A 22,762-nucleotide genomic window follows, 5' to 3' on the forward strand; every position below is an offset into this window, starting at 1 on the left:
CTCAAAAAGCGGTTACCCCTCCGCCGCGCCGGGAGCCTCTTTCGGGCTCCTCGCACGCGCCTGTCTTTCTGCTCAGGCCGACTTCGCGACTTCGTGGTTGCCCAACAGCTCCAACGCCCGCACGAGCGCAGAGTGGTCAAGGTCCTGCATGCCGTTGGCGGCGCAGGCCTGCATCAGCTGGGCGGCGCCCGCCGTCTGCGGCAGGGCCAGGCCCAGGGTGCGCGCACCGCTGAGCGCCAGGTTCAAGTCCTTCTGGTGCAGGCCGATACGGAAACCGGGTGCGAAGGTGCGCTTGATCATGCGCTCGCCGTGCACTTCCAGGATGCGCGAGGAGGCAAAGCCGCCCATCAGCGCCTGGCGCACCTTGGCCGGGTCGGCGCCGGCCTTGCTGGCGAACAGCAGGGCTTCGCCGACGGCCGCGATGTTCAGCGCCACGATGATCTGGTTGGCCACCTTGCAGGTCTGGCCGTCGCCGTTGCCGCCCACCAGCGTGATGTTCTTGCCCATCAGCTCGAACAGCGGCTTGACGAGGTCGAAGGCCGCTTGCGGGCCGCCCACCATGATGGTGAGGCTGGCCGCCTTGGCGCCGACTTCGCCGCCCGACACCGGGGCGTCAAGGTAGTCGCAGCCCAGGGCATTGATTTTTTTGGCGAACTCTTTCGTGTCCATCGGCGAGATAGAGCTCATGTCGACAACCGTCTTGCCCTTGGTCAGCGCGCCGGCCACGCCGCCTTCGCCGAACAGCACTTTGGCCACGTCGGGGGTATCAGGCAGCATCAGGAAAATGATGTCGGCCTGTTTCACCACGTCGGGGATGGAATCGCAGGCCTTGCCCTTGCCCGTCAACAGTTCCGCGGGCACCTTGCCCAGGGTGGTCATGAAAACTTCGTGCCCTGCGGCGATCAGGTGCGCCGCCATCGGGTTGCCCATGATGCCCAGGCCGATAAATCCAAGCTTGCTCATTTCAAAATACTCCAGTCAAAAATTCAGTCGGAAGCGATGGCGCCCATCAGGCGCGGTAACGGTCGTGCAGGGCTTGCGTCGCGGAGCGGAACACACCGAGGTCGCTGCCCACGGCCACAAAGGTGGCGCCCATTTCCATGTAGCGCCGCGCGTCGGCTTCCACCGGCGCCAGGATGCCCGTGGGTTTGCCGCTGGCCTTGGCGTTCGCAAACACGGCGGCAATGGCTTTTTGCACATCCGGATGGCCGGCGTTGCCCAAGTGTCCCAGGCCGGCCGCCAGGTCGGAGGGGCCGACAAAAATGCAGTCCACGCCTTCGACCTCGGCAATCGCGCGCGACGCCGCGACACCGGCGCTGCTTTCGATCTGCAACGCGACGCAGATCTGGTCGTTGATGCCCTTGAAGTAATCCGGCACCGTGCCGTAGCGGTTGCTGCGCTGCGATACCGACACGCCGCGCACGCCTTGCGGCGGGTAGCGCGTGGCGGCCACCGCACGCCGCGCCTCGTCCGCGCTTTCGACGAAGGGGACCAGGAAGTTGTAGAAGCCGGCATCCAGCAGGCGCTTGATCTCGACCTCGTTGTTGCTGGTGGGCCGCACAAAGGGCGCGCTGGAGCTGTCCTTGAGCGCCATCAGCTGGGGGATGAAGGTGCCCACATCGTTGGGCGAATGCTCGCCGTCAAGCAGGATCCAGTCGAAGCCGGCCACGCCCAGCACCTCGGTGGTGATGGCATTGGCCAGCGACGACCAGCAGCCGATCAGCTTTTTTCCGGCCAACAGGTCGCGCTTGAAGCTGTTGGGAAACGGTTGGTAGGGAGTTGCTTGTGTCATGGTGATGTGCTTTTACGTTTCTGTTGGAATCAGCGTGCGGGCATGCCGCGTTATTCGGCCTTGATGTTCGCCGCCTTGATGACCTGCGCCCACTTGGCGACTTCGGCGCGCTGGAAAGCGGCGATCTGCGCCGTCGTCAGGTTGGCCGGCTCCATGCCGAAGCCCTTGAGTTTCCCCTGCATCTCGGGTTCGGCCAGGATGCGGGCGATCTCGGTGTGCAGGCGGTCGACCACCGGCGCGGGCGTTCCCGCCGGCGCAAAGATGGCCTGCCAGGACAGCACTTCAAAGTTGGCCAGGCCCTGCAAGCCGGACTCGGCCACCGTCGGCACGTCCGGCATGGAGGCCAGCCGGCTGGCGGAGGTCACCGCGATCGCGCGCAGCTTGCCGCTCTGGATGTGCGGCGCCGCCACGACGGTGGTGTCGAACATCATGTCCACCTGCCCGCCGATCACGTCCTGGATGGCCGGGCCGCTGCCTTTGTAGGGGATGTGCGTGAACTTCACGCCGGACCGGAAGGCCAGCAGCTCCAGCGAAAGGTGTTGCGAGGTGCCGGTGCCGGCCGAGGCCGACGACAGGCCGCCGGACTTGCCCTTGCTGGCCTCCAGCACGTCCTTCAGGGTCTTGTAGGGGCTGGCCTGGTTGACCACCAGCACCAGCGGGTTGGTGCCGATGAGCGTGATGGGCACAAAAGACTTGATGGGGTCATAGCCGATCTTGGGATACAGGCTCACGTTGATCGCATGCGAGCTGACCGTGCCGCCCACCAGTGTGAAGCCATCCGGCGCGGCGCGTGAGCCGACTTCCGAACCGACGCTGCCGCCCGCCCCGGGCTTGTTGTCGACAATGATGGTGGTGCCCAGCACCGTACCGAGCTTCTGCCCGATCAGGCGGCCCAGCACGTCGGTGGTGCCGCCGGCGGCGAAGGGCACCAGGTAGGTGATGGGCTTGCCGGTAGGCCAGTTGCCCTGGGCGAATGCGGTCAGCGTTGAAAGGCCGGCCACGGCGGCCAGCGCGGTAGTGAGCAGGATACGGCGTTGCATGAGGGTGTCTCCTTCAGGTGTGTTGTGTCGGGGTGAGTGGATGGACTGTTCGGCCTCTCAGGGCATCTCGACGATTTCAATCCAGTTCGGGTTCTTGCCGACGGGCAGCCGCTTGGGGGTACCCAGCGCGCCCGTCGCGGCGTCGATGGCGTGCACGGACACGCTGTGCGAGTCCTGGCCCGCCGCGATCAGGTAGCGTCCCGCGGCGTCGATGGCGAAGCCGCGCGGGGTCTTTTCCGTGGGCGTCTGGCCCAGAGGCTCGAGCAGGCCGGTGGCCGCGTCGACGCGGAAAGTCGAGAGGGTGCTGGAGGTGCGCTCCGACGCGTAGAGGTAACGGCCGTCGGGCGTGAGGTGCAGGTCGGCCGCCCAGGGCTTGCCGGTAAAACCCGCCGGCAGCGTGGTCCGGGTCTGAAGCAGCTTGAGCGTGCCGCGGCTGCCGTCCCAGGCGAACACCTGGAGCTGCGCGTCCAGTTCGTTGAGCAGGTAGGCAAAGCGCTGCGCCTTGTCCCAGACAAAATGGCGCGGGCCGGATTTTGCGGCGGAGGTGGTCAGCGCCGGGTCATTGGGTGAAAGCACGCCGGTCGCGGCATCAAAGCGCCAGCTGGTCACGTTGTCGTTGCCCAGGCTGGTGGCCAGCACAAAGCGGTTGGCCGAATCCGCATGAATGGCGTGCGCATTCGCGATCCCGGGGATCAACTGCTGGATGGCGCCGGCCTTGCCTTCCTTGTCGATAGCGTTGACGGTGATTTTGTGGCCGGGATAGGACGCCGCGAAAAGCCAGCGCCCCGTCAGGTCGGTGTCGATGTTGGCCATGCTGTCGGCCAGCGATGCTTCGCCGAGCTTGCGCAGCTTGCCGCTGGCACCGTCAATGGCGAAGCTCACGACACGGAAGGGCTGCGAGCGCAGCGCGGCATACAGGAAGCGCTTGTCCGGGCTCACGGCCATGGGCATCACGGCCCCGCCCACGTTCACCGTCTCCACCGGCTTGAGCGTGCCCTGGGCACGGTCCAGTTCGAGCACCGAGATTTCCTGGCTGTCGGCATTCGACACGTACACCCAGGTGGCGGCGGAAGCAGCACCGGCGGCGGCCGCGAGGCCTGCCGCCGCCAGTAGCCGAAAAGCCAGGCGCAGCGCGCGGGAATTTGATGGAACGATGTTCATGGTCTGTCTCCTTTTGTTGTTGATGGGCGGCTCAGGTCACAGGCGCCGGGTTGAACAGCACCAGCGCGTTGTGCAGCTTCCAGTGCTCGGCCCAGGTTTTCTTGCGGCCGCTGGCCACATCCAGCATGAACTGGAACAGCTCCCAGCCGACGTCTTCAATCGTGGCGTCGCCGTCGGCGATACGGCCGGCGTTGATGTCCATCAGGTCGTGCCAGCGCCGCGCCAGGTCGGTGCGCGTGGCCACCTTGATCACCGGTACTTCCGCCAGCCCGTAAGGCGTGCCGCGGCCGGTGGTGAACACGTGGATGTTGATGCCCGCGGCCAGCTGCAGCGTTCCGCAGATAAAGTCGCTGGCGGGCGTCGCGGCGTAGATCAGGCCTTTTTGTTTGACCTTTTCACCCGGCGAGAGCACACCGCTGATGGGCGCGCTGCCGGATTTCACGATGGAGCCCATGGCCTTTTCAACGATATTGGAAAGGCCGCCCTTTTTGTTGCCCGGCGTGGTGTTGGCGCTGCGGTCCACCCGCCCCTTTTGCAGGTAAGCGTCGTACCAGGCCATCTCGCGGATCATGGCCTCGGCCACTTCCGGCGTGCTGGCCCGTGAGGTCAGCTGGTCTATGCCGTCGCGCACTTCGGTGGTCTCGGAGAACATCACCGTCGCGCCGGCGCGCACCAGCAGGTCGGTGGCAAAACCCACCGCCGGGTTTGCCGTCACGCCGGAAAACGCGTCGCTGCCGCCGCACTGCACGCCCACCACCAGTTCACTGGCGGGCACCGTCTCGCGCCTGCGCGCGTTGAGCCGCTCCAGGTGCAGCAAGGCGGTCTCCATGATCGAGTCGATCATGGACATGAAACCGACGTGGTTCTCGGACTGCAGGCAAACCACGTCCAGCGCGGCTTCGGCGCTCGTGCCCACGTCGGCCACGTTGCGCTCGTCGATGATCTGTATGCTGCCTGGCGGGAGCAGGCGCTCGGGCTGCAGTTTTTCGCAGCCCAGGCTGACCACCATGACCTCGCCGCCGAAGTTGGGGTTCAGGCTGATGTTGCGCAGGGTGCGTATCGGGATGATGGCGTCGGGCGCATCGATCGCCACGCCGCAGCCATAGGTGTGCTCCAACCCCACCACGTCGTCGACGTTGGGAAAACGCGGCAGCAGTTCGGTCTTGATGCGCTGGACGGCGAAGTCCACCACGCCGGCCACGCACTGCACCGTGGTGGTGATGGCCAGGATGTTGCGGCTGCCGACCGAGCCGTCCGGGTTGCGGTAGCCCTCGAAGGTATAGCCTTCCAGCGCCGGCAGCGGCTCGGGCCGGACCGTCGCCTTGGGCAGGTTGTCCAGCGAACGCGCGTCGGGCATCTGCAGCAGGCGCTCATGCACCCAGCTGCCGGCGGGAATGTCTTTCAGCGCATAGCCGATGGGCACGTTGTAGCGCAGCACCGCCGCGCCCTGCGGCAAATCCACCAGCGCCACCTTGTGGCCCTGGGGTACACGTTCCACCAGCCGCAGGCCGTCCGCGAAGGCGCTGCCCTCGGGCAGGCCGCCGTCGTTGGCGACGATCGCAACGTTGTCGCGAGGATGCATGCGGATGTGAAGCGGTGCGGCCATGGCGTGCGATTCCTTTATTTACCGACCACCATATAGAGGCTCGGGAGCCACATGGAGAACGCGGGAATAAACGTGACCAGCGCCAGCGCGAAAATCAGCGCGCCGTAGAAAGGCCAGATGGTGCGCATCACGGTGCCCACGGACACCCCGCCTATGGCACAGCCCACGAACTGGGTGGTGCCCACCGGCGGCGTGTTCAGTCCCAGCGCGCAGTTGATCAGCAGCACGATGCCGAACTGCACCGAGCTCATGCCGTAGTGCTGGGCGATCGGCAGGAAAATCGGCGTGCACAGCAGGATGGTGGCCGCCATGTCCAGGAAGGTGCCCAGCACGAACAGGATGATGTTGATCAGCAGGAAGATCACCCACGGGGTGGTGGTGACCTGCGACAGCATCTGCCCCGTCAGTTCCGCGACACCGTAAAGGCTGATGAGGTAGCCGAAGGTGCTGGAAATGCCGATCAGCAGAAGGATGACGCCGGTCGTCTTGACGGCTTTGGAGGCGGCCTTGATGAAGTGTTCCCACTTCAGGGTGCGGTAAACAAAGATGGTCAGGGCCAGCGCGTACAGGACAGCCACGGCTGCGGATTCGGTGGCGGTGAAGATGCCCGAAAGAATGCCGCCGAGAATCAGCACGACAATCATCAGGCCCGGCAGCGCCGCGGCGAGCGAGCGCGCAACAATCGCCCATCCCGGAAAACTGCCGGCTGGATAACCGCGTTTCACGGCGACCAGGTACGCCGCCGCCAGGTTGCAGATGGTCAGGATCGCGGCGGGCACCAGCGCGGCCAGAATCAGCGCCGCGATCGACACCTTGCCGCCGGCGGCCAGCGAATAGATGATCAGGTTGTGGCTGGTCGGCATCAACGCGCCCACCAGGGCCGCATGCGTCGTCACGTTGACGGCGTAGTCGGCGTGGTAGCCCTCTTTCTTCATCATCGGGATCATCACGGCGCCCATGGCGGACACGTCGGCCACCGGAGAACCCGAAACGCCGCCGAACAAGGTGCAGGCCACCACATTGGACATGCCCAGGCCGCCGCGTACATGGCCGACCAGGTTGCGGGCCAGGTTCACGATGCGGTCGGCAATCCCGCCGTAAAGCATCAGTTCACCGGCGAAGATGAAAAACGGGATCGCAAGAAAGGAAAAAATCCCCATGCCGGAGGTCATCTGCTGGAAGCCGACCGCCAGCGGCAGGCCTTCATACAGCAATGTGGCCAGTGCGGACAGGCCGATGGAAAACGCCACCGGCACGCCGAGCAGCAGGAACAGCGTGAACGAAATACAGAGAATGAGTAATGGAATTGTCATGATGTTGCTTAGCCCCAGGCCGGTTCGACTTCTTGGCCCTTGGCGAGCGCGATGATGTGTTCAATGGAGAACATCACGATGAGAACGCCCGCAATCGTTGCGGGAACATAGCGCCATCCCTCGGAAATCCACAGGGTGGGCAGGCGGTAGCTCCACACGGACTCCGCCAACGAGGCGCAGTTGTAGGCCATGGCGGCGCCGAACAGCATGACCAGTGCGTGGATCAGGTATTCCATCTTCAGGCGAAGGCTTTCCGGCGCTAGAACCAGAAAAGATTCCAGCCCGATGTGGCCGGCGTCGCGAACGCCCACAGCCGTGCCGAACATCGTGACATACAGCACCAGCAGCAAGGCCAGGCTCTCCGCCCAGGTTGGGGTGTTATTCAGGACATAACGGCCGAAGACCTGCCAGCTGACGGCACAAATCACCGCCACAAGGCCGAGAATTCCCAGCCACATGCAAGTCCGGGCGAGCCCGCGACAAATTTTTGTGTACATAAATAAAGTGCGGACGTAAAAGCCGCCCCAGAGAAAACCAAAAAGGACCAGAAAGGACCAGAAAAAATTTTGCAAGCGGCAGGAACCGCCGTAAAACGCGCCGGCCGCAAACAGGCCGGCGCGGGATCAAGACTTACTTGGTGTCCTGAATCCGTTTGACCAGGCTCTTCAGCGCCGCGTCGGTGATGAACTTGTCATAAACAGGCTTCATGGCATTCTGGAAAGACACCTTATCAACCTGGATGATCTCGGCACCACCGGCTTTGACAGTCGCCAGCGATTTTTCCTCGCGCTCATCCCACAGCTTGCGCATGTAAGGCACCGACTCCTTGGCCGCCTGGCGAATGGCCTTCTGGTCATCAGCGCTCAGGCCGTCCCAGGTGCGCTTGGAGAACAGCAGCATCTCAGGCGCCATCGAATGCTCGGTGATGGAGTAAAACTTCGCCACTTCAAAATGGCGCGAGCTTTCATACGACGGGTAGTTGTTTTCGGCGGCGTCAACCAGGCCCGTCTTCAGCGCGGTGTAGACCTCGCCAAACGGCATGGGCGTCGCGTTGGCGCCCATGGCTTCCAGCAACGAGACCCACAGATCCGACTGCTGAACACGCACTTTCAGGCCTTTCGCATCGGCAAGCGAACGAACCGGTTTTTTGACCGTGTACAAGTTGCGCGCACCGCTGTCGTAATACGCCAGGCCGATAAAGCCCTGAGGCGCGCACGAAGCCAGAATCTGTTCGCCGATGGGGCCGTCAAGCACATGGCGCATGTGATCCTTGGAGCGGAACAGGAAAGGCATGGTCGGAACCTGCGTTTCGGGGCAGATGTTGTTCATCGGCGCGATGTTCACGCGTGTCATCGCCAGGGCGCCGATCTTGGTCTGCTCGATCGTGTCTTTTTCGCTGCCCAGTGCGCTGTTGTTGAACACCTTGATGCTGTGCTTGCCGTTGGTCAGCACCTTGAGGCGCTCACCCATGAACTTGACGGCCTCGACAGTGGGATAACCGTCGGGGTGGATGTCCGACGAGCGGAACTCGGTGGCAAAGCTTGCCATCGGCATCAGCGCCAGGGCGGCGGCTACGGCAAACAATGTTTTTTTAATCTTCATGTCTCATCCTCTAGGTTGGTGGTGGAAAGCGGGTAGCGGGAAAGGGGTAGCGGGAACTTTTAATACAGGCACGCGGTTTCGGGCAGCCCGCGAACGCCGGGGCGCAACGCGAACACACCGCCGGCCAGCGGCTGGTCAGATAGATCGACACCTTCAGGGCGTATCGATGTCACGAACAGGGTGTCAAGCCCGGCGCCGCCGAAGGCGCACATGGCGGGCTTCTTCACGGGCACGGCCAGCGAGCGGTCCAGCTTGCCGGCGGGCGTGAAGCGGTGAACCAGGCCGGCGTCGTTGCCGCAGATCCAGTAGCAGCCGTCGGCGTCGACAGCCGCGCCGTCGGGCCGGCCGGGCAGCGGGTTCATGTCGATGAAAAGGCGGCGGTTCGACGGGATGCCGGTTTTGGTGTCGTAATCAAACGCCCAGACTGACTGCACCGAAGGGTGCGAGTCCGACAGGTACATGGTGCGGCCGTCCGGGCTGAAGGCCATGCCGTTGGGGGTGATGAAACCCTCGAGCAGCAGTTTGAGGCCGCTGCCCTGGTAGCTGTAGATACTGCCGACGCGCGCGCCGGCTGCCATGTTCATCTGCATGGTGCCGGCCAGGAAACGCCCCTGCCGGTCGCAGCGGCCGTCGTTAAAGCGCATGCCGGCCTGGGCATGGGTCACGCTGGCGAGCCGGTCAAAGCCAAGCTCACCGCCGGCCTTCGGGCTGATGCGGAACACGCCGCTCTCGGCGCCGGCGATCCAGTCCTTCGCACCCAGGCGGCCTATGCAGGCCAGCATTTCAGGCGCCAGCCATTCGGTCAGCGCGGCGTCGGCCACGCTCCAGCGGCACAGCCGGCGCGCGGGAATGTCGACCCAATAAAGCGCCTGTTCAGCCGCGTCCCAGACGGGGCTTTCGCCCACGCCGTTGCGCGCATCCAGGACCAGTTCGGCTTGAGCTTCACTCATATATATAGAGATATAGAAATGCTCAGTCGCCGAAGGGGCCGGCCACGACAAAACCGCCGCCCTGGTACTGGGCCACCGGGTCCTTCAGGTCGGGCGCGGGCGTGCGGGCATAGACCGCCTCGCGGAAGATGTCGGAGCTGTCTTTGGGCACGTAGCCGATGTGGCGCGCGCGGCTGTTGTCCCACCAGGTCACGGCGTTGTCGGACATGCCGAAGACGATGCTGTGGCCCAGCACCGGCGTCGTCAGGCAGGCGGTGATCAGGCGGTGCAGGTCGTCAAAGCTCAGCCAGGTGGCCAGCATGCGGCGGTCCTTGGGCTCGGCGAAGGAGGAGCCTATGCGCACGCAGGCGGTTTCAATGCCGTAGCGATCGAAATAAAGGCGCGAGAGGTCTTCGCCGAAGGCCTTGCTCAGGCCGTACAGGCCGTCGGGGCGCGGCGGGTGGTCGGCGTTGATGGTCTGGTCCTGGCGGTAAAAACCGGTGACGTGGTTGGAACTGGCGAAGACGATGCGCTTGACGCCGTTCTTGCGCGCCGCTTCATACAGGTTATAGGCGCCCAGGATGTTGGCCTGCAGGATGGGGCCGAAAGGCCCCTCCACCGAGACACCGCCCAGGTGGACGATGGCGTCCACGCCCTGGACCATGGTGTGCACCGCGGCGGAGTCGGCCAGGTCGGCCAGGACGACCTCCTCGCCGGCCGCGGCGGCGCCGAAAGCCTGCACGTCGGACAAGCGGAGCACCGAGCAATTAGCCTTCAGGCGCTCACGCAAGGCCTTGCCCAAACCGCCGGCAGCGCCGGTCAGCAACAGTTTTTCATGAACTTTGATGGTCATTTTTTACGTCTGGGCCCGGTGTCGTCATAAACACTGACAAACACTGGACTTTTTTTTGGAGTTTGTTAAAGTCAACCTACAAATGCATCAGTCATAGGTTGTCTGATGACTTGGAATTCTCGGTTTCGCCCCCCAGCTTGTCAATGGTTTTTTAATGGACCCAAGGAAAACCCCTAGTCGCCCGGAAGCAGGCCTTACGCCTGCCTTTCACGAGGAGCTGCCGCGCATGCGCCGGCCCCGCGGGCTGGTGGGTGAAATCGTCGAAAGCCTGGCTACCAGCATCCGCGAAGGCCGCCTGCAGCCGGGCGAAAAACTGCCCACCGAGGCCGAAATCATGGCCCGCTTCGACGTCAGCCGCACCGTGGTGCGCGAGTCGCTGTCCAAGCTGCAGGCCTCGGGCCTGGTCGAAACCCGGCACGGCATAGGCACTTTTGTGCTGCAGCCGCAGAGCGCCGGCAACTTCAAGATCACGGCCGAGGACTTCGCCACCGTGGCCGACGTGATCTCGGTGCTGGAGCTTCGCATCAGCCTGGAAACCGAGGCTGCGGGCCTGGCCGCCCAGAGGCGGACACCTGAAAATCTCATCGCCATGGAAAACGCCCTGCGCGCCTTTCACGACTCCATCAGCCTCGACTCGGACGCGGTGCCGCCGGACTTCCAGTTCCACATGGAAGTGGCCCGCTCCACCGGCAACCGCCACTTCGCCGACCTGATGACCTACCTGGGCACCATGATCATCCCGCGCACCCGCGTGAACACGGCGCACTCCGCGCCCGAGGGACGCTTCAACTACCTGCAGCGGGTCAACAGCGAACACGAGAGCATTTACAACGCCATCCGCAACCAGGACGCCGAGGCCGCGCGCGCCGCCATGCGCACCCACCTGTCCAACAGCCGCGAACGGCTGCGCCGCGGCAGCAATGTGCACACCATGCAGCCGCCCGGGGAGCCCGCGGAAGCACCGCTGGCCCATCCCCTGGGTACAAACCTGGTTGCATAAAGAATCGGCGAGTTGTACGATAACTGATAAATCGACTTTATCAACCCTCTACAACACGCCGGTATGCCAGCCTCCCAAGCCACCCCTGTCTCCCCACCCGCCGCTTCGCAAACGCCCCGCATCACCCGCGTTCAGGTGATTCCCGTGGCCGGCCAGGACAGCATGCTGCTGAACCTGAGCGGCGCGCACGGCCCCTTCTTCACCCGCAACATCCTGATCCTGACCGACAGCTCCGGCCGCACGGGCGTGGGCGAGGTGCCGGGCGGCGAGAAGATCCGCAACACCCTGCAAGATGCAGCCCCCCTCATCGAAGGCCAGTCGATAGGCGCGTGGAACCAGATCCTCAACACCTTGCGGACCAACTTTGCCGACCGCGACAGCGGCGGCCGCGGCAACCAGACCTTTGACCTGCGCGTGGCGATCCACGCCGTGACTGCCGTGGAAAGCGCCCTGCTCGACCTGCTGGGCCAGTTCCTCGGCGTGCCCGTCGCAGCCTTGCTGGGTGACGGCCAGCAGCGCGATTCGGTGGCCATGCTGGGTTACCTGTTTTATGTCGCCGACCGCAAGCAGACCGGCCTGGCCTATGCGTCGGCGCCCGACGAGAAAGACGACTGGCTGCGCCTGCGCCACGAGGCGGCGATGGACGCCGACGGCATCGTCGCGCTGGCCGAAGCGGCCTACAAGCGCTACGGCTTCAAGGACTTCAAGCTCAAGGGCGGTGTGCTGCGCGGCGAAGAAGAGATGGAAGCCATCACCGCGCTGGCTGAGCGCTTTCCCGACGCGCGCATCACGCTGGACCCGAACGGCGGCTGGCTGCTCAAGGACGCCATCCGCATCTGCCAGGGCCGCGGCGACGTGCTGGCTTACGCCGAAGACCCCTGCGGCGCTGAAGGCGTGTTCTCGGGCCGCGAGGTGATGGCGGAGTTCCGCCGCGCCACGGGCCTGCCGACCGCCACCAACATGATCGCCACCGACTGGCGCGAGCTGTCGCACACCATCCACCTGCAGTCGGTGGACATCCCGCTGGCCGACCCGCACTTCTGGACCATGCAGGGCTCGGTGCGCGTGGCACAGATCTGCCAGACCTGGGGCCTCACCTGGGGTTCGCATTCCAACAACCACTTCGACATTTCCCTGGCCATGTTCACGCACGTGGCCGCCGCCGCGCCGGGCAAGGTCACCGCGATCGACACGCACTGGATCTGGCAGGACGGCCAGCGCCTGACCAAGGCGCCGCTGCAAATCGTAGGCGGCGAAGTCGCCGTTCCCAAGCAGCCCGGCCTGGGCGTGGAACTGGACATGGCCGAGGTGGAAAAAGCCCACCAGCTCTACCTCAAGCACGGCCTGGGCGCGCGCGACGATGCCGTGGCCATGCAGTACCTGATCCCCGGCTGGACCTTCAACAACAAGATGCCCTGCATGGTCCGGTAAAGCCGGCAGCTCCCCGGGATTTAGAGGCTCCCGGAGGCTTCTTGTTTTTTGTTTTTTGTCATGGGGCGTGTCAGCGGCCCAGCAAGCGCCGAGGGGCGGTATACCCCGGCGCTTTTTTCACCAGCGATACCCGTTCACCACCAATACAAACACCCGGAGACAAGACATGAAACGCAGAACCCTTTGCAGCCTTGCGGGCGCAACGCTCCTGGCGCTGGCCGGCACGCTGGGCGCGGGCGGCGCCGCCGCGCAAACCAAACTCAAATGGGCGCACGTCTACGAGACGTCGGAGTCCTTTCACAAGCAGGCCGTCTGGGCCGCCGACGAAATCAAGAAGAAGACCAACGGCCGCTACATCGTCGAAGTCTTCCCGGCCTCGTCGCTGGGCAAGGAAACCGAAATCAACCAGGGCCTGACCCTGGGCACCGTGGACATCATCTACACCGGCGCCGCCTTTGCCGGCCGCGCCTATCCGCCGCTGTCCATCGCCGCCGCGCCTTTTGTGTTCCGCGACTACAACCACTTCCAGGCCTTCCGCAACGGCCCCATCTTCCAGGAACTGGCGCAAGGCTATGCGAGCAAGACCGGCGGCCAGCACATCGCGGGCTACACCTATTACGGCCTGCGCCACATGACCTCGAACAAGGCCATCTTCAAGCCCGAGGACATGAAGGGGCTCAAGCTGCGCGTGCCCGATGCGCCGCTGTTCGTGATGTTCCCCAAGGCGGTCGGCGCCAACCCGACGCCCATCGCGTTTGCCGAGGTCTACCTGGCGTTGCAGAACGGCACGGTCGACGCGCAGGAAAATCCGCTGCCCACCATCGAGGCCAAGAAGTTCTACGAAGTGCAGAAGTACATCACGCTGACGGGCCACATCACCGAATCGCTGGTCACCGCCGTGTCGGGCTCGGTCTGGTCCAAGCTCAGCGACGCCGACAAGAAAATCTTCGACCAGGTGCTGTGGGAAGCCTCCAGCCGCGCCAGCCAGGACATCGTCGACGCGGAAAACCGCCTGGTCGCCGAGTTCGAGAAAAAGGGCAAGACCGTCAACAAGGTCGACCGCGCGCCCTTCGCCGCAGCCGTGCTGCCTTCGCTGACCGCCGCCGATGCACCCTGGCCCAAGAGCCTGTACGAGCGCATCCAGGCCATCAAGTAAAAGCCCGCGAACAAGCGGGAGGGCTGCGCAGGCTGCCCTGCCCTCCCCCTATCCATTCGCCTTTATTTCCGCATCGCGTTCAGAAACCAGCGGCCGCCCACTTGCGGCCGGCACCCACCCTCTCGAACAAGACATGTCCTCACTTCATCCCCAACGGCTGCGCATCGCCGCCATAGGGGCGGGCCTCGGGTCCGCTCCCCATTTCAACAGCTTGCGGGACCTGGCCGGCGAAGCCGAGCTTGTGTACATCTACGGCCGCAGCGCCGAACGGCTGGCGGGTGTGAACACGCCGGCCGGTGCAAAAAAGACCACGCGCCTCGAGGACATCCTCGAAGATGCTGGCATCCAGGCCGTGCTGGTGCTGACACCGCCCAACACCCACCTGGACATCGTGCAGCGCGTTGCGCGCGCGGGCAAACACGTGCTGGTCGAAAAGCCGCTGGAGATCGACCTGAACCGCGCCAACGCGCTGGTGGAGGCTTGCGAGCAAGCCGGCGTCACGCTGGCCGTCATGCTGCAGCATCGCCTGCGCGAAGCGGCTGTGGCGCTGCGCGGATTGATTGTGTCGGGCGAACTGGGGCAGCTGGTCAGCGCCACCGCCGCTGTGCGCTGGTGGCGGCCGCAGAGTTATTACGACGAGCCCGGGCGCGGCACTCTGGCGCGGGATGGCGGCGGCGTGCTGATCACGCAGGCCATCCACACCCTGGACCTGTTGCTGAGCCTCATCGGCATGCCGGTGCGCGTGACGGGCGTCGCGAATACCAGCACCGTGCACCGCATGGAAGGCGAAGATACCGCGGCCGCGCTGCTGCACTATGACAGCGGCGCGGTGGCCGTGGTGCAGGCCACGACAGCGGCTTACCCGGGCTTTCCAGAGCGCATAGAACTCAATTTCACGCGCGGCACGGCGACACTGGAAGGCGGCGAGATGCGGGCGGCTTTCCAGGACGGCCGCACCGTGAGTTCCGGTGCGCGCCAAGCCTCGGGCGGCGGCGCCGACCCGATGGCTTTCGACCACGCGGCGCATAGAGCCGTGCTGCAGGATTTCATACGCGCGGTAAAAACCGGCACGGCGCCCGCTGTCACAGGGCGCTCGGCGCTGGGCGTGCAGCAACTCATAGAAGCCGTCATGGCATCGTCACAGTCGGGCGGCACGGTGCCCCTGCATCCGGCGGCCCTGCTTCCCGTGATGTAAGGCGATAGTCCCTCGTCCAGACGTGGCGGGCATGTTCAGCTATAAAACTCGTAGCAGCCAGGAAATTGCGTTATATTTGGTTCCCGCCGATAGAGCTTTTTGCTTAATAAACACCTGTGACCGAATCGTGACCGAGGAGACGAGCTGATGAGTGCCAAAGAAAATGCAGCGGTAGGTCAACTACTTGAACTGCTGGAAGCACGCTATGCATTGCGCGTGCTGTGGGCTCTGAAGGACGGCCACCCCCAGACCTTTCGCCTCTTGCAAGACAGCGTCGGCAACATCACGCCCAACACCCTCAACACCCGCATCAAGGAATTGCGCGCCGCCGGCCTGATCGGCCATGGCAGCGACGGCTACATCGTCACCACATTGGGCGCCGACCTGCTCAAGCGCCTGAACGACCTGCAGGCCTTCGCCGGCAAATGGGTGATCAGCCAGACGAAAAAACCCAAGCCCTGAAAAGCGGATTGGCCGACTCACCGGCCAGGCAAAAAAGAAGCGACTACTCAGGTCGCTTTTTTTATGACCCGACCAGGCGCCCTAATCCACCGCGGCGCCCGAACGTTTCACCGCATCACCCCACAGCGTCATGTTGCTCGCGATGTGTTTGGCGAGTTCTTCCGGCGTGCCGGGCGCGACTTCGGCGCCACGCGACTGCAGCTGTGCGCGCAACTCGGGATCAGCCAGCGCCTTGTGGATCGCCTCGTTCAAACGATTGACGATGGGGCGCGGTGTTCCGGCCGGCACAAAAATCGCGTCCCATGCGCTGACGTCGAATCCGGCCAGGCCGGACTCCGCGATGGTGGGCAAGTCGGGCCAGCCCGCGACCCGTGTGGCCGTCGTCACCGCCAGCGGCTTGACGCGGCCGCCCTTGGCCTGCGGCGCGGCATTGGGCATCACCTCGATCATCATGTCGATCTGCCCGCCCATCAGGTCGGTCATGGCCTGCGCGCCGCCGCGATACGGAATGTGCACCACCGCCAGGCCGGCGCGCGATTTGTAGATCTCCCCGGCCAGGTGCGAGGTCGTGCCGTTGCCGGCCGAGCCGAAGGTGTACTTGCCCGGATTGGCCTTGAGCAGTTTGGTGAGCTCGGCCATGGAGTTGACCTGCAGCGTGGGCCGCACCACCACCATGGCCGCGATGCGCGTGAGCTGGCTCACCGGCTCGAAGTCGCGCACGCTGAAACCCGGCGACTTGTAGATCGCATGGTTGATGGCATGCGTGCCGTTGGTGCCGTAGAGCACGGTGTAGCCGTCGGCCGGTGACCTGGCCGCGGCCGCGCTGCCGACATTGCCGCCGGCGCCGCCCAGGTTTTCGACCACGATGGGCTGGCCCAACTCTTTGGCCGCGCGCAGCATGACCAGGCGAGCCAGCGTGTCACCGCCGCCGCCGGCTGGAAAGGGCACGATCAGCTTGATGGGCTTGTTGGGATAGGCCGCGGTTGGCTGGCCGTGGACGGTGGGCGCGATCAGGGCTAAAGCAGCCGTCGCGGCAAGCAACATGCGGCGGGCTACGGCAACCGGCCGCAGGTGGGGAAAAGGCGAATTCATCGTGTCTCCTGGGGGAAGGGGGCATGCTCGATGGCATTTAAAATTCTTAGTGATCTTATTTTATTGCACGCAATAGCACCAACAATCCTCTAGTTAACCCTTATTAACCAAAATATTGCATGCAATAATCAATCAACTTTACATCTACCGCATGTCCTCACAGATCGACTACACCACAAATGAATTAAGGCGACGAATCCTCAGCGGCCAGGCGGCGCCCGGCGAGCGCATGGTGGAGCTGGAGCTTTCGGCCCAATTGGCCGTGTCGCGCACACCCATACGCATCGCGCTTGGCGAGCTTGAAAAGGAAGGCCTGCTGGAACGCCTGCCGACGCGGGGCTTTCGCGTGCGCCAGTTCAGCGTGGACGAGATCGCCAATGCGGTCGACGTGCGCGGCGTGCTCGAAGGCATGGCGGCACGGCAGACGGCCGAGCGCGGCCTCAGCCCCGACACCCGGGCCGAACTGCAGGCCTGCATTGATGAAGGCCGCTTGCTGCTGAAGAAGGCCGCAGCCGCGGGCCACGTGATCGACGCGGCCCGCTGGGTGCCCATGAACGCGCGCTTTCACGCCGCGCTGGTGGAGGCCGCCGGCAACAGCACGCTGGCCTCGGCGCTGGCGCATGTCAGCAAGACCCCGATGGCCGGCGCCGGCGCGCTGAGCCTGAATGGCGCCTTGCCATTGCTGGAGTTCGGCTATATCCAGCGCGCCCAAAGCGACCATGAAGACGTGCTGGCCGCGCTGCTGGCCGGCGAAGGCGCACGCGCCGAAGCGCTGATGCGCGAGCACGCCCACCGCAGCCGCGACAACAAGCGCGAGCTGATGGCGCGCATGCAGAAACTTCCTGCGGCCTGAGCTTTTTGATCAACGCGGCCAGCGCGCCGCCCAGGGCTCCAGCGGCACTCGGGCCGCATTGCATACATAGCTGATCGCGTGGTACCAGCCGGCCAGCATCAGCAGCTCAATCAGTTGCGGCGCCGACCAGAACTCGGCCAGCTCCTGCCACAGCGCGTCGCTCACCGTGCTGCTGTCGTGCAGCTCATCGACCAGCCGCAACAGCAGGCCGTCGCGCTGCGCCAGGCCCTGCCCGCCCGAGGCCGGGTCGGCAATCGCAGCATTGTCGGCGTCGCTGAAACCCGCAGCCCGGCCGAAGGCGGTGACGTGCACGCCCCATTCATACTCCGCCCCGCAGCGCGCGCAGACGCGGTTGATCACCACCTCGCGGTCGCGCAGGGACAGGCTGGCGCTGGCGCCGAGCAGGTAGCCGCCCCAGGAGGGCATGCGCTCCAGCAGCCTGGGGTTGACGGCGAGCACCCGGAAAAGCGCCAGCACATTCGGTGCGGCGGGCGGCGTGATTTTCTTGAGGAGCGCATCCTGCTCGGGGGTGTAAGGCGGCTGCAGCGGCGCGATGCGGGGAAGAGGTGCCACGGTGTTTGTCATGGTGTCAAAGCTTTCGGATGGATTGAGGGACTCCAATCGCTACGGATTTCGTAGCGATTGATAACTATATCGCTACGCATTCCGTAGCAATCGTCGCCGACACGACAGGCGCAGCCCCTACAATCCGGGGCATGACGTCCACGCTCCCCCTTCCCGGCAAACCGGTTCGCGGCTCCGCCACGGGCCGGCCCGTGATGGCTCTGCTGGACCTGCTGGGCCGGCGCGGCACGCTGCGCCTGCTGTGGGAACTGCGTGATGGGCAGGCGCAAAGCTTCCGGCAATTGGCAGCAAATGCCGGAAACATGTCACCTTCGGTCATGAACGACCGGCTCAAGGAGTTGCGCGAGGCGCGGCTTGTCGAACTCGCAAGCGGCGGCTACGTCCTCACCGCCACGGGCAGCGGATTGCTGCACAAGCTCAAACCGCTCCACCAGTGGGCAGAAGAATGGGCCGCCCAGGACGCATAAGCAATCCGGCCGCCGTACTCCGCGCTGCCAAAAATTTCGTAATCCAAACCGAAGCCCTTGTCTTGAAAAGGGCTTTGCCATCCCCAGTTGGGAACCTTACCAACACCAACCCTGTTGCTTCGCATGTCTGAAAACAAACAACCCGAACAAAATCAACCCCTTAGCGGCGAACCCAGCCCCGAGGAACTCGAAGCGGCGCAAGCCGCCAACGAATTTGACGCGCTGACCGTGGCGCAGGCCGAAGTCGCCACCCTGCAGGCCAAAAACACCGAGCTGTCCGACAGCTACCTGCGCGCCAAGGCCGAGACCGAAAACGCCCGCCGCCGCGCCGACGAAGACGTCGCCAAGGCCCGCAAGTTCGCGCTCGAAAGCTTCGCCGAAAGCCTGCTGCCCGTGGCCGACAGCCTGGAAGCCGGCCTGGCCATCAAGGAAGCCTCGCCCGAGCAGATCCGTGAAGGCGCCGAAGCCACGCTCAAGCAGCTCAAAAGCGCGCTCGAGCGCAACCGGGTCGTGGCAATCGACCCCGCCGCCGGCACCAAATTCGATCCCGCCCAGCACCAGGCCATCAGCATGGTACCGGCCGACCAGGAAGCCAACACCGTGGTCAGCGTGCTGCAAAAAGGCTACCTGATCGCCGAGCGCGTGCTGCGCCCCGCCCTGGTGACGGTGGCAGCCCCCAAATAATCCACAACAAACTGAATGCAAAACCATGTTGAGGCCCTTGAAGCCCACCAACTTACCCACAAGTTATCAACATAGTCGTTCACAGCGGCCAGGGGCCTGAAACCCCGGCCACCCCACTTTCAATCTTTCACGAATCAAAAAAGCAGGAGTAAATCATCATGGGAAGAATCATCGGCATTGACCTGGGCACCACCAACAGCTGCGTGTCCATCATGGAGGGCAACACGCCCCGCGTCATCGAGAACTCGGAAGGCGTGCGCACCACCCCTTCCATCGTCGCCTACCAGGAAGACGGCGAAGTGCTGGTCGGCGCGTCCGCCAAGCGCCAGGCCGTGACCAACCCCAAGAACACGCTCTACGCCGTCAAGCGCCTGATCGGCCGCAAGTTCAGCGAAAAAGAAGTCCAGAAGGACATCGCGCTGATGCCCTACGCCATCGTGGCAGCCGACAACGGCGACGCCTGGGTTGAAGTGCGCGGCAAGAAGATCTCGGCCCAGCAGGTCAGCGCCGACATCCTGCGCAAGATGAAGAAGACGGCCGAAGACTACCTCGGCGAACCCGTCACCGACGCCGTGATCACCGTGCCCGCCTACTTCAACGACGCGCAGCGCCAGGCCACCAAGGACGCCGGCCGCATCGCCGGCCTCGAAGTCAAGCGCATCATCAACGAGCCCACCGCAGCAGCCTTGGCCTTCGGCCTGGACAAGCAGGAAAAAGGCGACCGCAAGATCGCCGTGTATGACCTGGGTGGTGGCACCTTCGACATCTCCATCATCGAGATCGCCGACGTCGACGGCGAAAAGCAGTTTGAAGTGCTGTCCACCAACGGCGACACCTTCCTGGGCGGCGAAGACTTCGACCAGCGCGTCATCGACTACATCGTGGCCGAGTTCAAGAAAGACAGCGGCATCGACCTGTCCAAGGACGTGGTCGCCCTGCAGCGCCTGAAAGACTCCGCCGAGAAGGCCAAGATCGAGCTGTCCAACAGCCCGCAGACCGAAGTCAACATTCCCTACATCGCGCACGACCCCGCGACCGGCCCCAAGCACCTGCTGGTCAAGCTGACCCGCGCCAAGCTCGAAAGCCTGGTCGACGAACTGATCGAGCGCACCATGGCCCCCTGCCGCATGGCCATGAAGGACGCCGGCGTCAGCGCGGCCGACATCCATGACGTGATCCTGGTCGGCGGCCAGACCCGCATGCCCAAGGTGCAGGAAAAGGTCAAGGAACTGTTCGGCAAGGAACCGCGCAAGGACGTGAACCCCGACGAGGCCGTCGCCGTGGGCGCCGCCATCCAGGGCCAGGTCCTGTCCGGCGACCGCACCGACGTGCTGCTGCTCGACGTCACCCCGCTGTCCCTGGGCATCGAAACCATGGGCGGCGTGATGACCAAGATGATCAAGAAGAACACGACCATCCCGACCAAGTTCGCGCAGACCTTCTCGACCGCCGAAGACAACCAGCCGGCCGTGACCATCAAGGTGTTCCAGGGCGAACGTGAAATCGCCTCGGGCAACAAGGCGCTGGGCGAGTTCAACCTCGAGGGCATTCCGCCGGCATCGCGCGGTACGCCGCAGATTGAAGTGTCCTTCGACATCGACGCCAACGGCATCCTGCACGTGGGCGCCAAGGACAAGGGCACCGGCAAGGAAAACAAGATCACCATCAAGGCCAACTCGGGCCTGTCCGAAGCTGAAATCCAGCAGATGGTGAAAGACGCCGAGTTGAACGCCGAAGAAGACAAGAAGAAGGTCGAGTTCGTGACCGCCAAGAACAACGCCGAAGCCATGGTGCACAGCGTGAAGAAATCGCTGGGCGAATACGGCGACAAGCTCGAAGCCGGCGAGAAGGAAAAGATCGAGACCGCCATCAAGGACATGGAAGAAGCGCTCAAGGGCGACGACAAGGCCGCCATCGACGCCAAGAACACGGCCCTGATGGAAGCCAGCCAGAAGCTCGGCGAAAAGATGTACGCCGACATGCAGGCTTCGCAGGCGGCAGCCGGCGGTGACGCGGGCGCCGCGGGTGCCGCACAGGCCGAGGCCAAGCCGGCAGACGACAATGTCGTGGACGCTGAGGTCAAGGAAGTCAAGAAGGGTTAAGGACCTGTTGGCGACAAGCCCTGCATTGGCGCGATAACTGCATGCACACGCAGACGGCACAATCAGGTGCACAAGGCGGAAACCGGGAGCGATCCCGGCTTTCCGCTTTTGTACATCTGCCTATACCGCCAATGCAAGCGCCTGCCGGCTGACGCCGACCCGATCAACGACGAAGACCCTGAGCTGCCATGGCAACAAAAAAAGACTATTACGACACACTGGGCGTCCCCAAGAACGCCAGCGACGAGGACATCAAAAAAGCGTATCGCAAGCTCGCGATGAAGCACCACCCCGACCGCAACCAGGGGGATGCGTCCAAGGTCGCCGAGGAAAAATTCAAGGAGGCCAAAGAGGCCTACGAGATGCTCTCCGACGAGAACAAGCGCGCCGCCTACGACCAGTACGGCCACGCGGGCGTGGACCCCAACATGCGCGGCGGTCCGGGTGCTGAAGGCTTCGGCGGTTTTGCCGAGGCCTTCGGCGACATCTTCGGCGACGTGTTCGGCGGCCAGCGCGGCGGCGGCCAGCAGCGCGGCGGCCGCCAGGTCTACCGCGGCGGCGACCTCAGCTACGCCATGGAGATCACGCTCGAGGAAGCGGCCCACGGCAAAGAGGCACAGATCCGCATCCCGAGCTGGGACGACTGCAACACCTGCCACGGCAGCGGCGCCAAGCCCGGCACCAAGGTGGTGACCTGCACCACCTGCCACGGCCACGGCGTGGTGCAGATGCGCCAGGGCTTTTTCAGCGTGCAGCAGACCTGCCCGCAGTGCAAGGGCACGGGCAAGCTGATTCCCGAACCCTGCGTGACCTGCCACGGCGTGGGCAAGACCAAGAACAACAAGACGCTGGAAGTCAAGATCCCCGCGGGCATCGACGACGGCATGCGCATACGCTCCACCGGCAACGGCGAGCCCGGCACCAACGGCGGCCCTCCCGGCGACCTCTACATCGAGATCCGCCTGAAGAAGCACGACATCTTCGAGCGTGACGGCGACGACCTGCACTGCGCCGTGCCCATCAGCTTCACTACGGCGGCGCTGGGTGGCGAGATCGAAGTGCCGACACTCGCCGGCAAGGCCGCCATCGACATCCCCGAAGGCACGCAGGCCGCCAAGCAGTTCCGCCTTCGCGGCAAGGGCATAAAGGGCGTGCGCTCCAGCTACCCCGGCGACCTGTACTGCCACATCACGGTGGAAACGCCGGTCAAGCTCACCGAGCACCAGCGCAAGCTGCTCAAGGAACTTGACGAGTCGCTGAAAAAAGGCGGCGCCAAGCATTCGCCCAGCGAAGAAGGCTGGGCCGACAAGCTGAAGAGCTTCTTCAGCGCCTGATCTTGCGCGCCCTTGCGCCCGCCGGGACGGTCAGTCTCGACGGGCCGCGCAAGGGGCGGCGATTCCTGAGGATATCGCCGGCCGGCCCTGTTACGAAGGCCCGCA

At 64.2% G+C, this 22,762-nt stretch carries 22 protein-coding genes; 10 read left to right on the forward strand and 12 right to left on the reverse strand.

Going from position 1 to position 22,762, the window contains the following annotated elements; genetic code table 11:
• Positions 1-72 precede the first annotated feature (72 nt).
• From glxR to AC1D0O_RS14210, 10 genes are all read right to left on the reverse strand, one after another.
• On the reverse strand, positions 73-963 hold the full coding sequence (glxR, locus tag AC1D0O_RS14165; RefSeq protein ID WP_477654141.1) for a 2-hydroxy-3-oxopropionate reductase: 891 nt from the start codon (positions 961-963) through the stop codon (positions 73-75).
• A gap of 46 nt (positions 964-1,009) precedes the next feature.
• Positions 1,010-1,792 (reverse strand): 2-dehydro-3-deoxyglucarate aldolase, encoded by a 783-nt coding sequence (garL, locus tag AC1D0O_RS14170; protein WP_477654142.1) that lies wholly within the window; start codon positions 1,790-1,792, stop codon positions 1,010-1,012.
• 50 nt (positions 1,793-1,842) lie between these two features.
• Positions 1,843-2,832, reverse strand: a complete 990-nt coding sequence (locus AC1D0O_RS14175) for a Bug family tripartite tricarboxylate transporter substrate binding protein (protein WP_477654143.1) — start codon at positions 2,830-2,832, stop codon at positions 1,843-1,845.
• 57 nt (positions 2,833-2,889) lie between these two features.
• Positions 2,890-3,993: a lactonase family protein gene (locus AC1D0O_RS14180; RefSeq protein WP_477654144.1), complete on the reverse strand. Its 1,104-nt coding sequence runs from the start codon at positions 3,991-3,993 to the stop codon at positions 2,890-2,892.
• A gap of 31 nt (positions 3,994-4,024) precedes the next feature.
• Positions 4,025-5,599 (reverse strand): galactarate dehydratase, encoded by a 1,575-nt coding sequence (gene garD, locus AC1D0O_RS14185; RefSeq protein WP_477654145.1) that lies wholly within the window; start codon positions 5,597-5,599, stop codon positions 4,025-4,027.
• A 14-nt stretch (positions 5,600-5,613) separates the two neighbouring features.
• Positions 5,614-6,912, reverse strand: a complete 1,299-nt coding sequence (locus tag AC1D0O_RS14190) for a TRAP transporter large permease (RefSeq protein ID WP_477654146.1) — start codon at positions 6,910-6,912, stop codon at positions 5,614-5,616.
• Between the two features lie 8 nt (positions 6,913-6,920).
• Complete coding sequence (locus AC1D0O_RS14195; protein ID WP_477654147.1) at positions 6,921-7,409, reverse strand: TRAP transporter small permease; 489 nt, start codon at positions 7,407-7,409, stop codon at positions 6,921-6,923.
• A 133-nt stretch (positions 7,410-7,542) separates the two neighbouring features.
• On the reverse strand, positions 7,543-8,514 hold the full coding sequence (locus tag AC1D0O_RS14200) for a TRAP transporter substrate-binding protein (protein WP_477654148.1): 972 nt from the start codon (positions 8,512-8,514) through the stop codon (positions 7,543-7,545).
• A 59-nt stretch (positions 8,515-8,573) separates the two neighbouring features.
• Complete coding sequence (locus tag AC1D0O_RS14205; RefSeq protein ID WP_477654149.1) at positions 8,574-9,464, reverse strand: SMP-30/gluconolactonase/LRE family protein; 891 nt, start codon at positions 9,462-9,464, stop codon at positions 8,574-8,576.
• A gap of 22 nt (positions 9,465-9,486) precedes the next feature.
• Entirely contained in the window at positions 9,487-10,296 is an 810-nt protein-coding gene (locus AC1D0O_RS14210; RefSeq protein ID WP_436155126.1) for an NAD-dependent epimerase/dehydratase family protein, read from the reverse strand.
• Positions 10,297-10,522: 226 nt separating this feature from the next.
• On the opposite strand from AC1D0O_RS14210, the gene AC1D0O_RS14215 reads away from it, so the two are divergent.
• From AC1D0O_RS14215 to AC1D0O_RS14235, 5 genes are all read left to right on the forward strand, one after another.
• Positions 10,523-11,296 carry a FadR/GntR family transcriptional regulator gene (locus AC1D0O_RS14215; RefSeq protein WP_477654150.1) on the forward strand — a complete coding sequence of 258 codons (774 nt, stop codon included), beginning with the start codon at positions 10,523-10,525 and terminating at the stop codon, positions 11,294-11,296.
• Between the two features lie 63 nt (positions 11,297-11,359).
• Entirely contained in the window at positions 11,360-12,727 is a 1,368-nt protein-coding gene (gene gudD, locus AC1D0O_RS14220; RefSeq protein ID WP_477654151.1) for a glucarate dehydratase, read from the forward strand.
• A 166-nt stretch (positions 12,728-12,893) separates the two neighbouring features.
• Positions 12,894-13,883, forward strand: coding sequence for a sialic acid TRAP transporter substrate-binding protein SiaP (locus AC1D0O_RS14225; RefSeq protein ID WP_477654152.1), 990 nt, complete (start codon positions 12,894-12,896; stop codon positions 13,881-13,883).
• Positions 13,884-14,016: 133 nt separating this feature from the next.
• Positions 14,017-15,078, forward strand: a complete 1,062-nt coding sequence (locus AC1D0O_RS14230) for a Gfo/Idh/MocA family protein (RefSeq protein WP_477654153.1) — start codon at positions 14,017-14,019, stop codon at positions 15,076-15,078.
• A 147-nt stretch (positions 15,079-15,225) separates the two neighbouring features.
• Positions 15,226-15,540 carry a winged helix-turn-helix transcriptional regulator gene (locus AC1D0O_RS14235; protein ID WP_436155132.1) on the forward strand — a complete coding sequence of 105 codons (315 nt, stop codon included), beginning with the start codon at positions 15,226-15,228 and terminating at the stop codon, positions 15,538-15,540.
• Positions 15,541-15,621: 81 nt separating this feature from the next.
• Here AC1D0O_RS14235 and AC1D0O_RS14240 read toward each other — a convergent pair whose 3' ends face one another.
• Complete coding sequence (locus AC1D0O_RS14240; protein WP_477654154.1) at positions 15,622-16,632, reverse strand: Bug family tripartite tricarboxylate transporter substrate binding protein; 1,011 nt, start codon at positions 16,630-16,632, stop codon at positions 15,622-15,624.
• 151 nt (positions 16,633-16,783) lie between these two features.
• Here AC1D0O_RS14240 and AC1D0O_RS14245 point away from each other — a divergent pair, with 151 nt between their 5' ends.
• A complete protein-coding gene (locus AC1D0O_RS14245; RefSeq protein WP_477654155.1) occupies positions 16,784-17,485 on the forward strand; it encodes a GntR family transcriptional regulator in 702 nt (233 codons plus the stop codon).
• A gap of 9 nt (positions 17,486-17,494) precedes the next feature.
• Here the strand turns inward: AC1D0O_RS14245 and AC1D0O_RS14250 are convergent, their stop codons facing one another.
• The gene (locus AC1D0O_RS14250; protein ID WP_477654156.1) at positions 17,495-18,070 is read right to left on the reverse strand and encodes a carboxymuconolactone decarboxylase family protein; all 576 of its coding nucleotides are present in this window, start codon (positions 18,068-18,070) and stop codon (positions 17,495-17,497) included.
• A 131-nt stretch (positions 18,071-18,201) separates the two neighbouring features.
• Here AC1D0O_RS14250 and AC1D0O_RS14255 point away from each other — a divergent pair, with 131 nt between their 5' ends.
• The 4 genes from AC1D0O_RS14255 to dnaJ all read left to right on the forward strand — a co-directional run bounded on the left by AC1D0O_RS14255 (position 18,202) and on the right by dnaJ (position 22,657).
• Positions 18,202-18,537, forward strand: a complete 336-nt coding sequence (locus AC1D0O_RS14255; RefSeq protein WP_477654157.1) for a winged helix-turn-helix transcriptional regulator — start codon at positions 18,202-18,204, stop codon at positions 18,535-18,537.
• A 123-nt stretch (positions 18,538-18,660) separates the two neighbouring features.
• Positions 18,661-19,221 carry a nucleotide exchange factor GrpE gene (grpE, locus tag AC1D0O_RS14260; RefSeq protein WP_477654158.1) on the forward strand — a complete coding sequence of 187 codons (561 nt, stop codon included), beginning with the start codon at positions 18,661-18,663 and terminating at the stop codon, positions 19,219-19,221.
• A gap of 158 nt (positions 19,222-19,379) precedes the next feature.
• Positions 19,380-21,323: a molecular chaperone DnaK gene (gene dnaK / locus AC1D0O_RS14265; protein ID WP_477654159.1), complete on the forward strand. Its 1,944-nt coding sequence runs from the start codon at positions 19,380-19,382 to the stop codon at positions 21,321-21,323.
• Positions 21,324-21,511: 188 nt separating this feature from the next.
• Positions 21,512-22,657, forward strand: a complete 1,146-nt coding sequence (gene dnaJ / locus AC1D0O_RS14270) for a molecular chaperone DnaJ (protein ID WP_477654160.1) — start codon at positions 21,512-21,514, stop codon at positions 22,655-22,657.
• Positions 22,658-22,762: the final 105 nt, after the last annotated feature.

The sequence above is a fragment of the Polaromonas sp. P1_F2 genome (genome assembly GCF_056405735.1).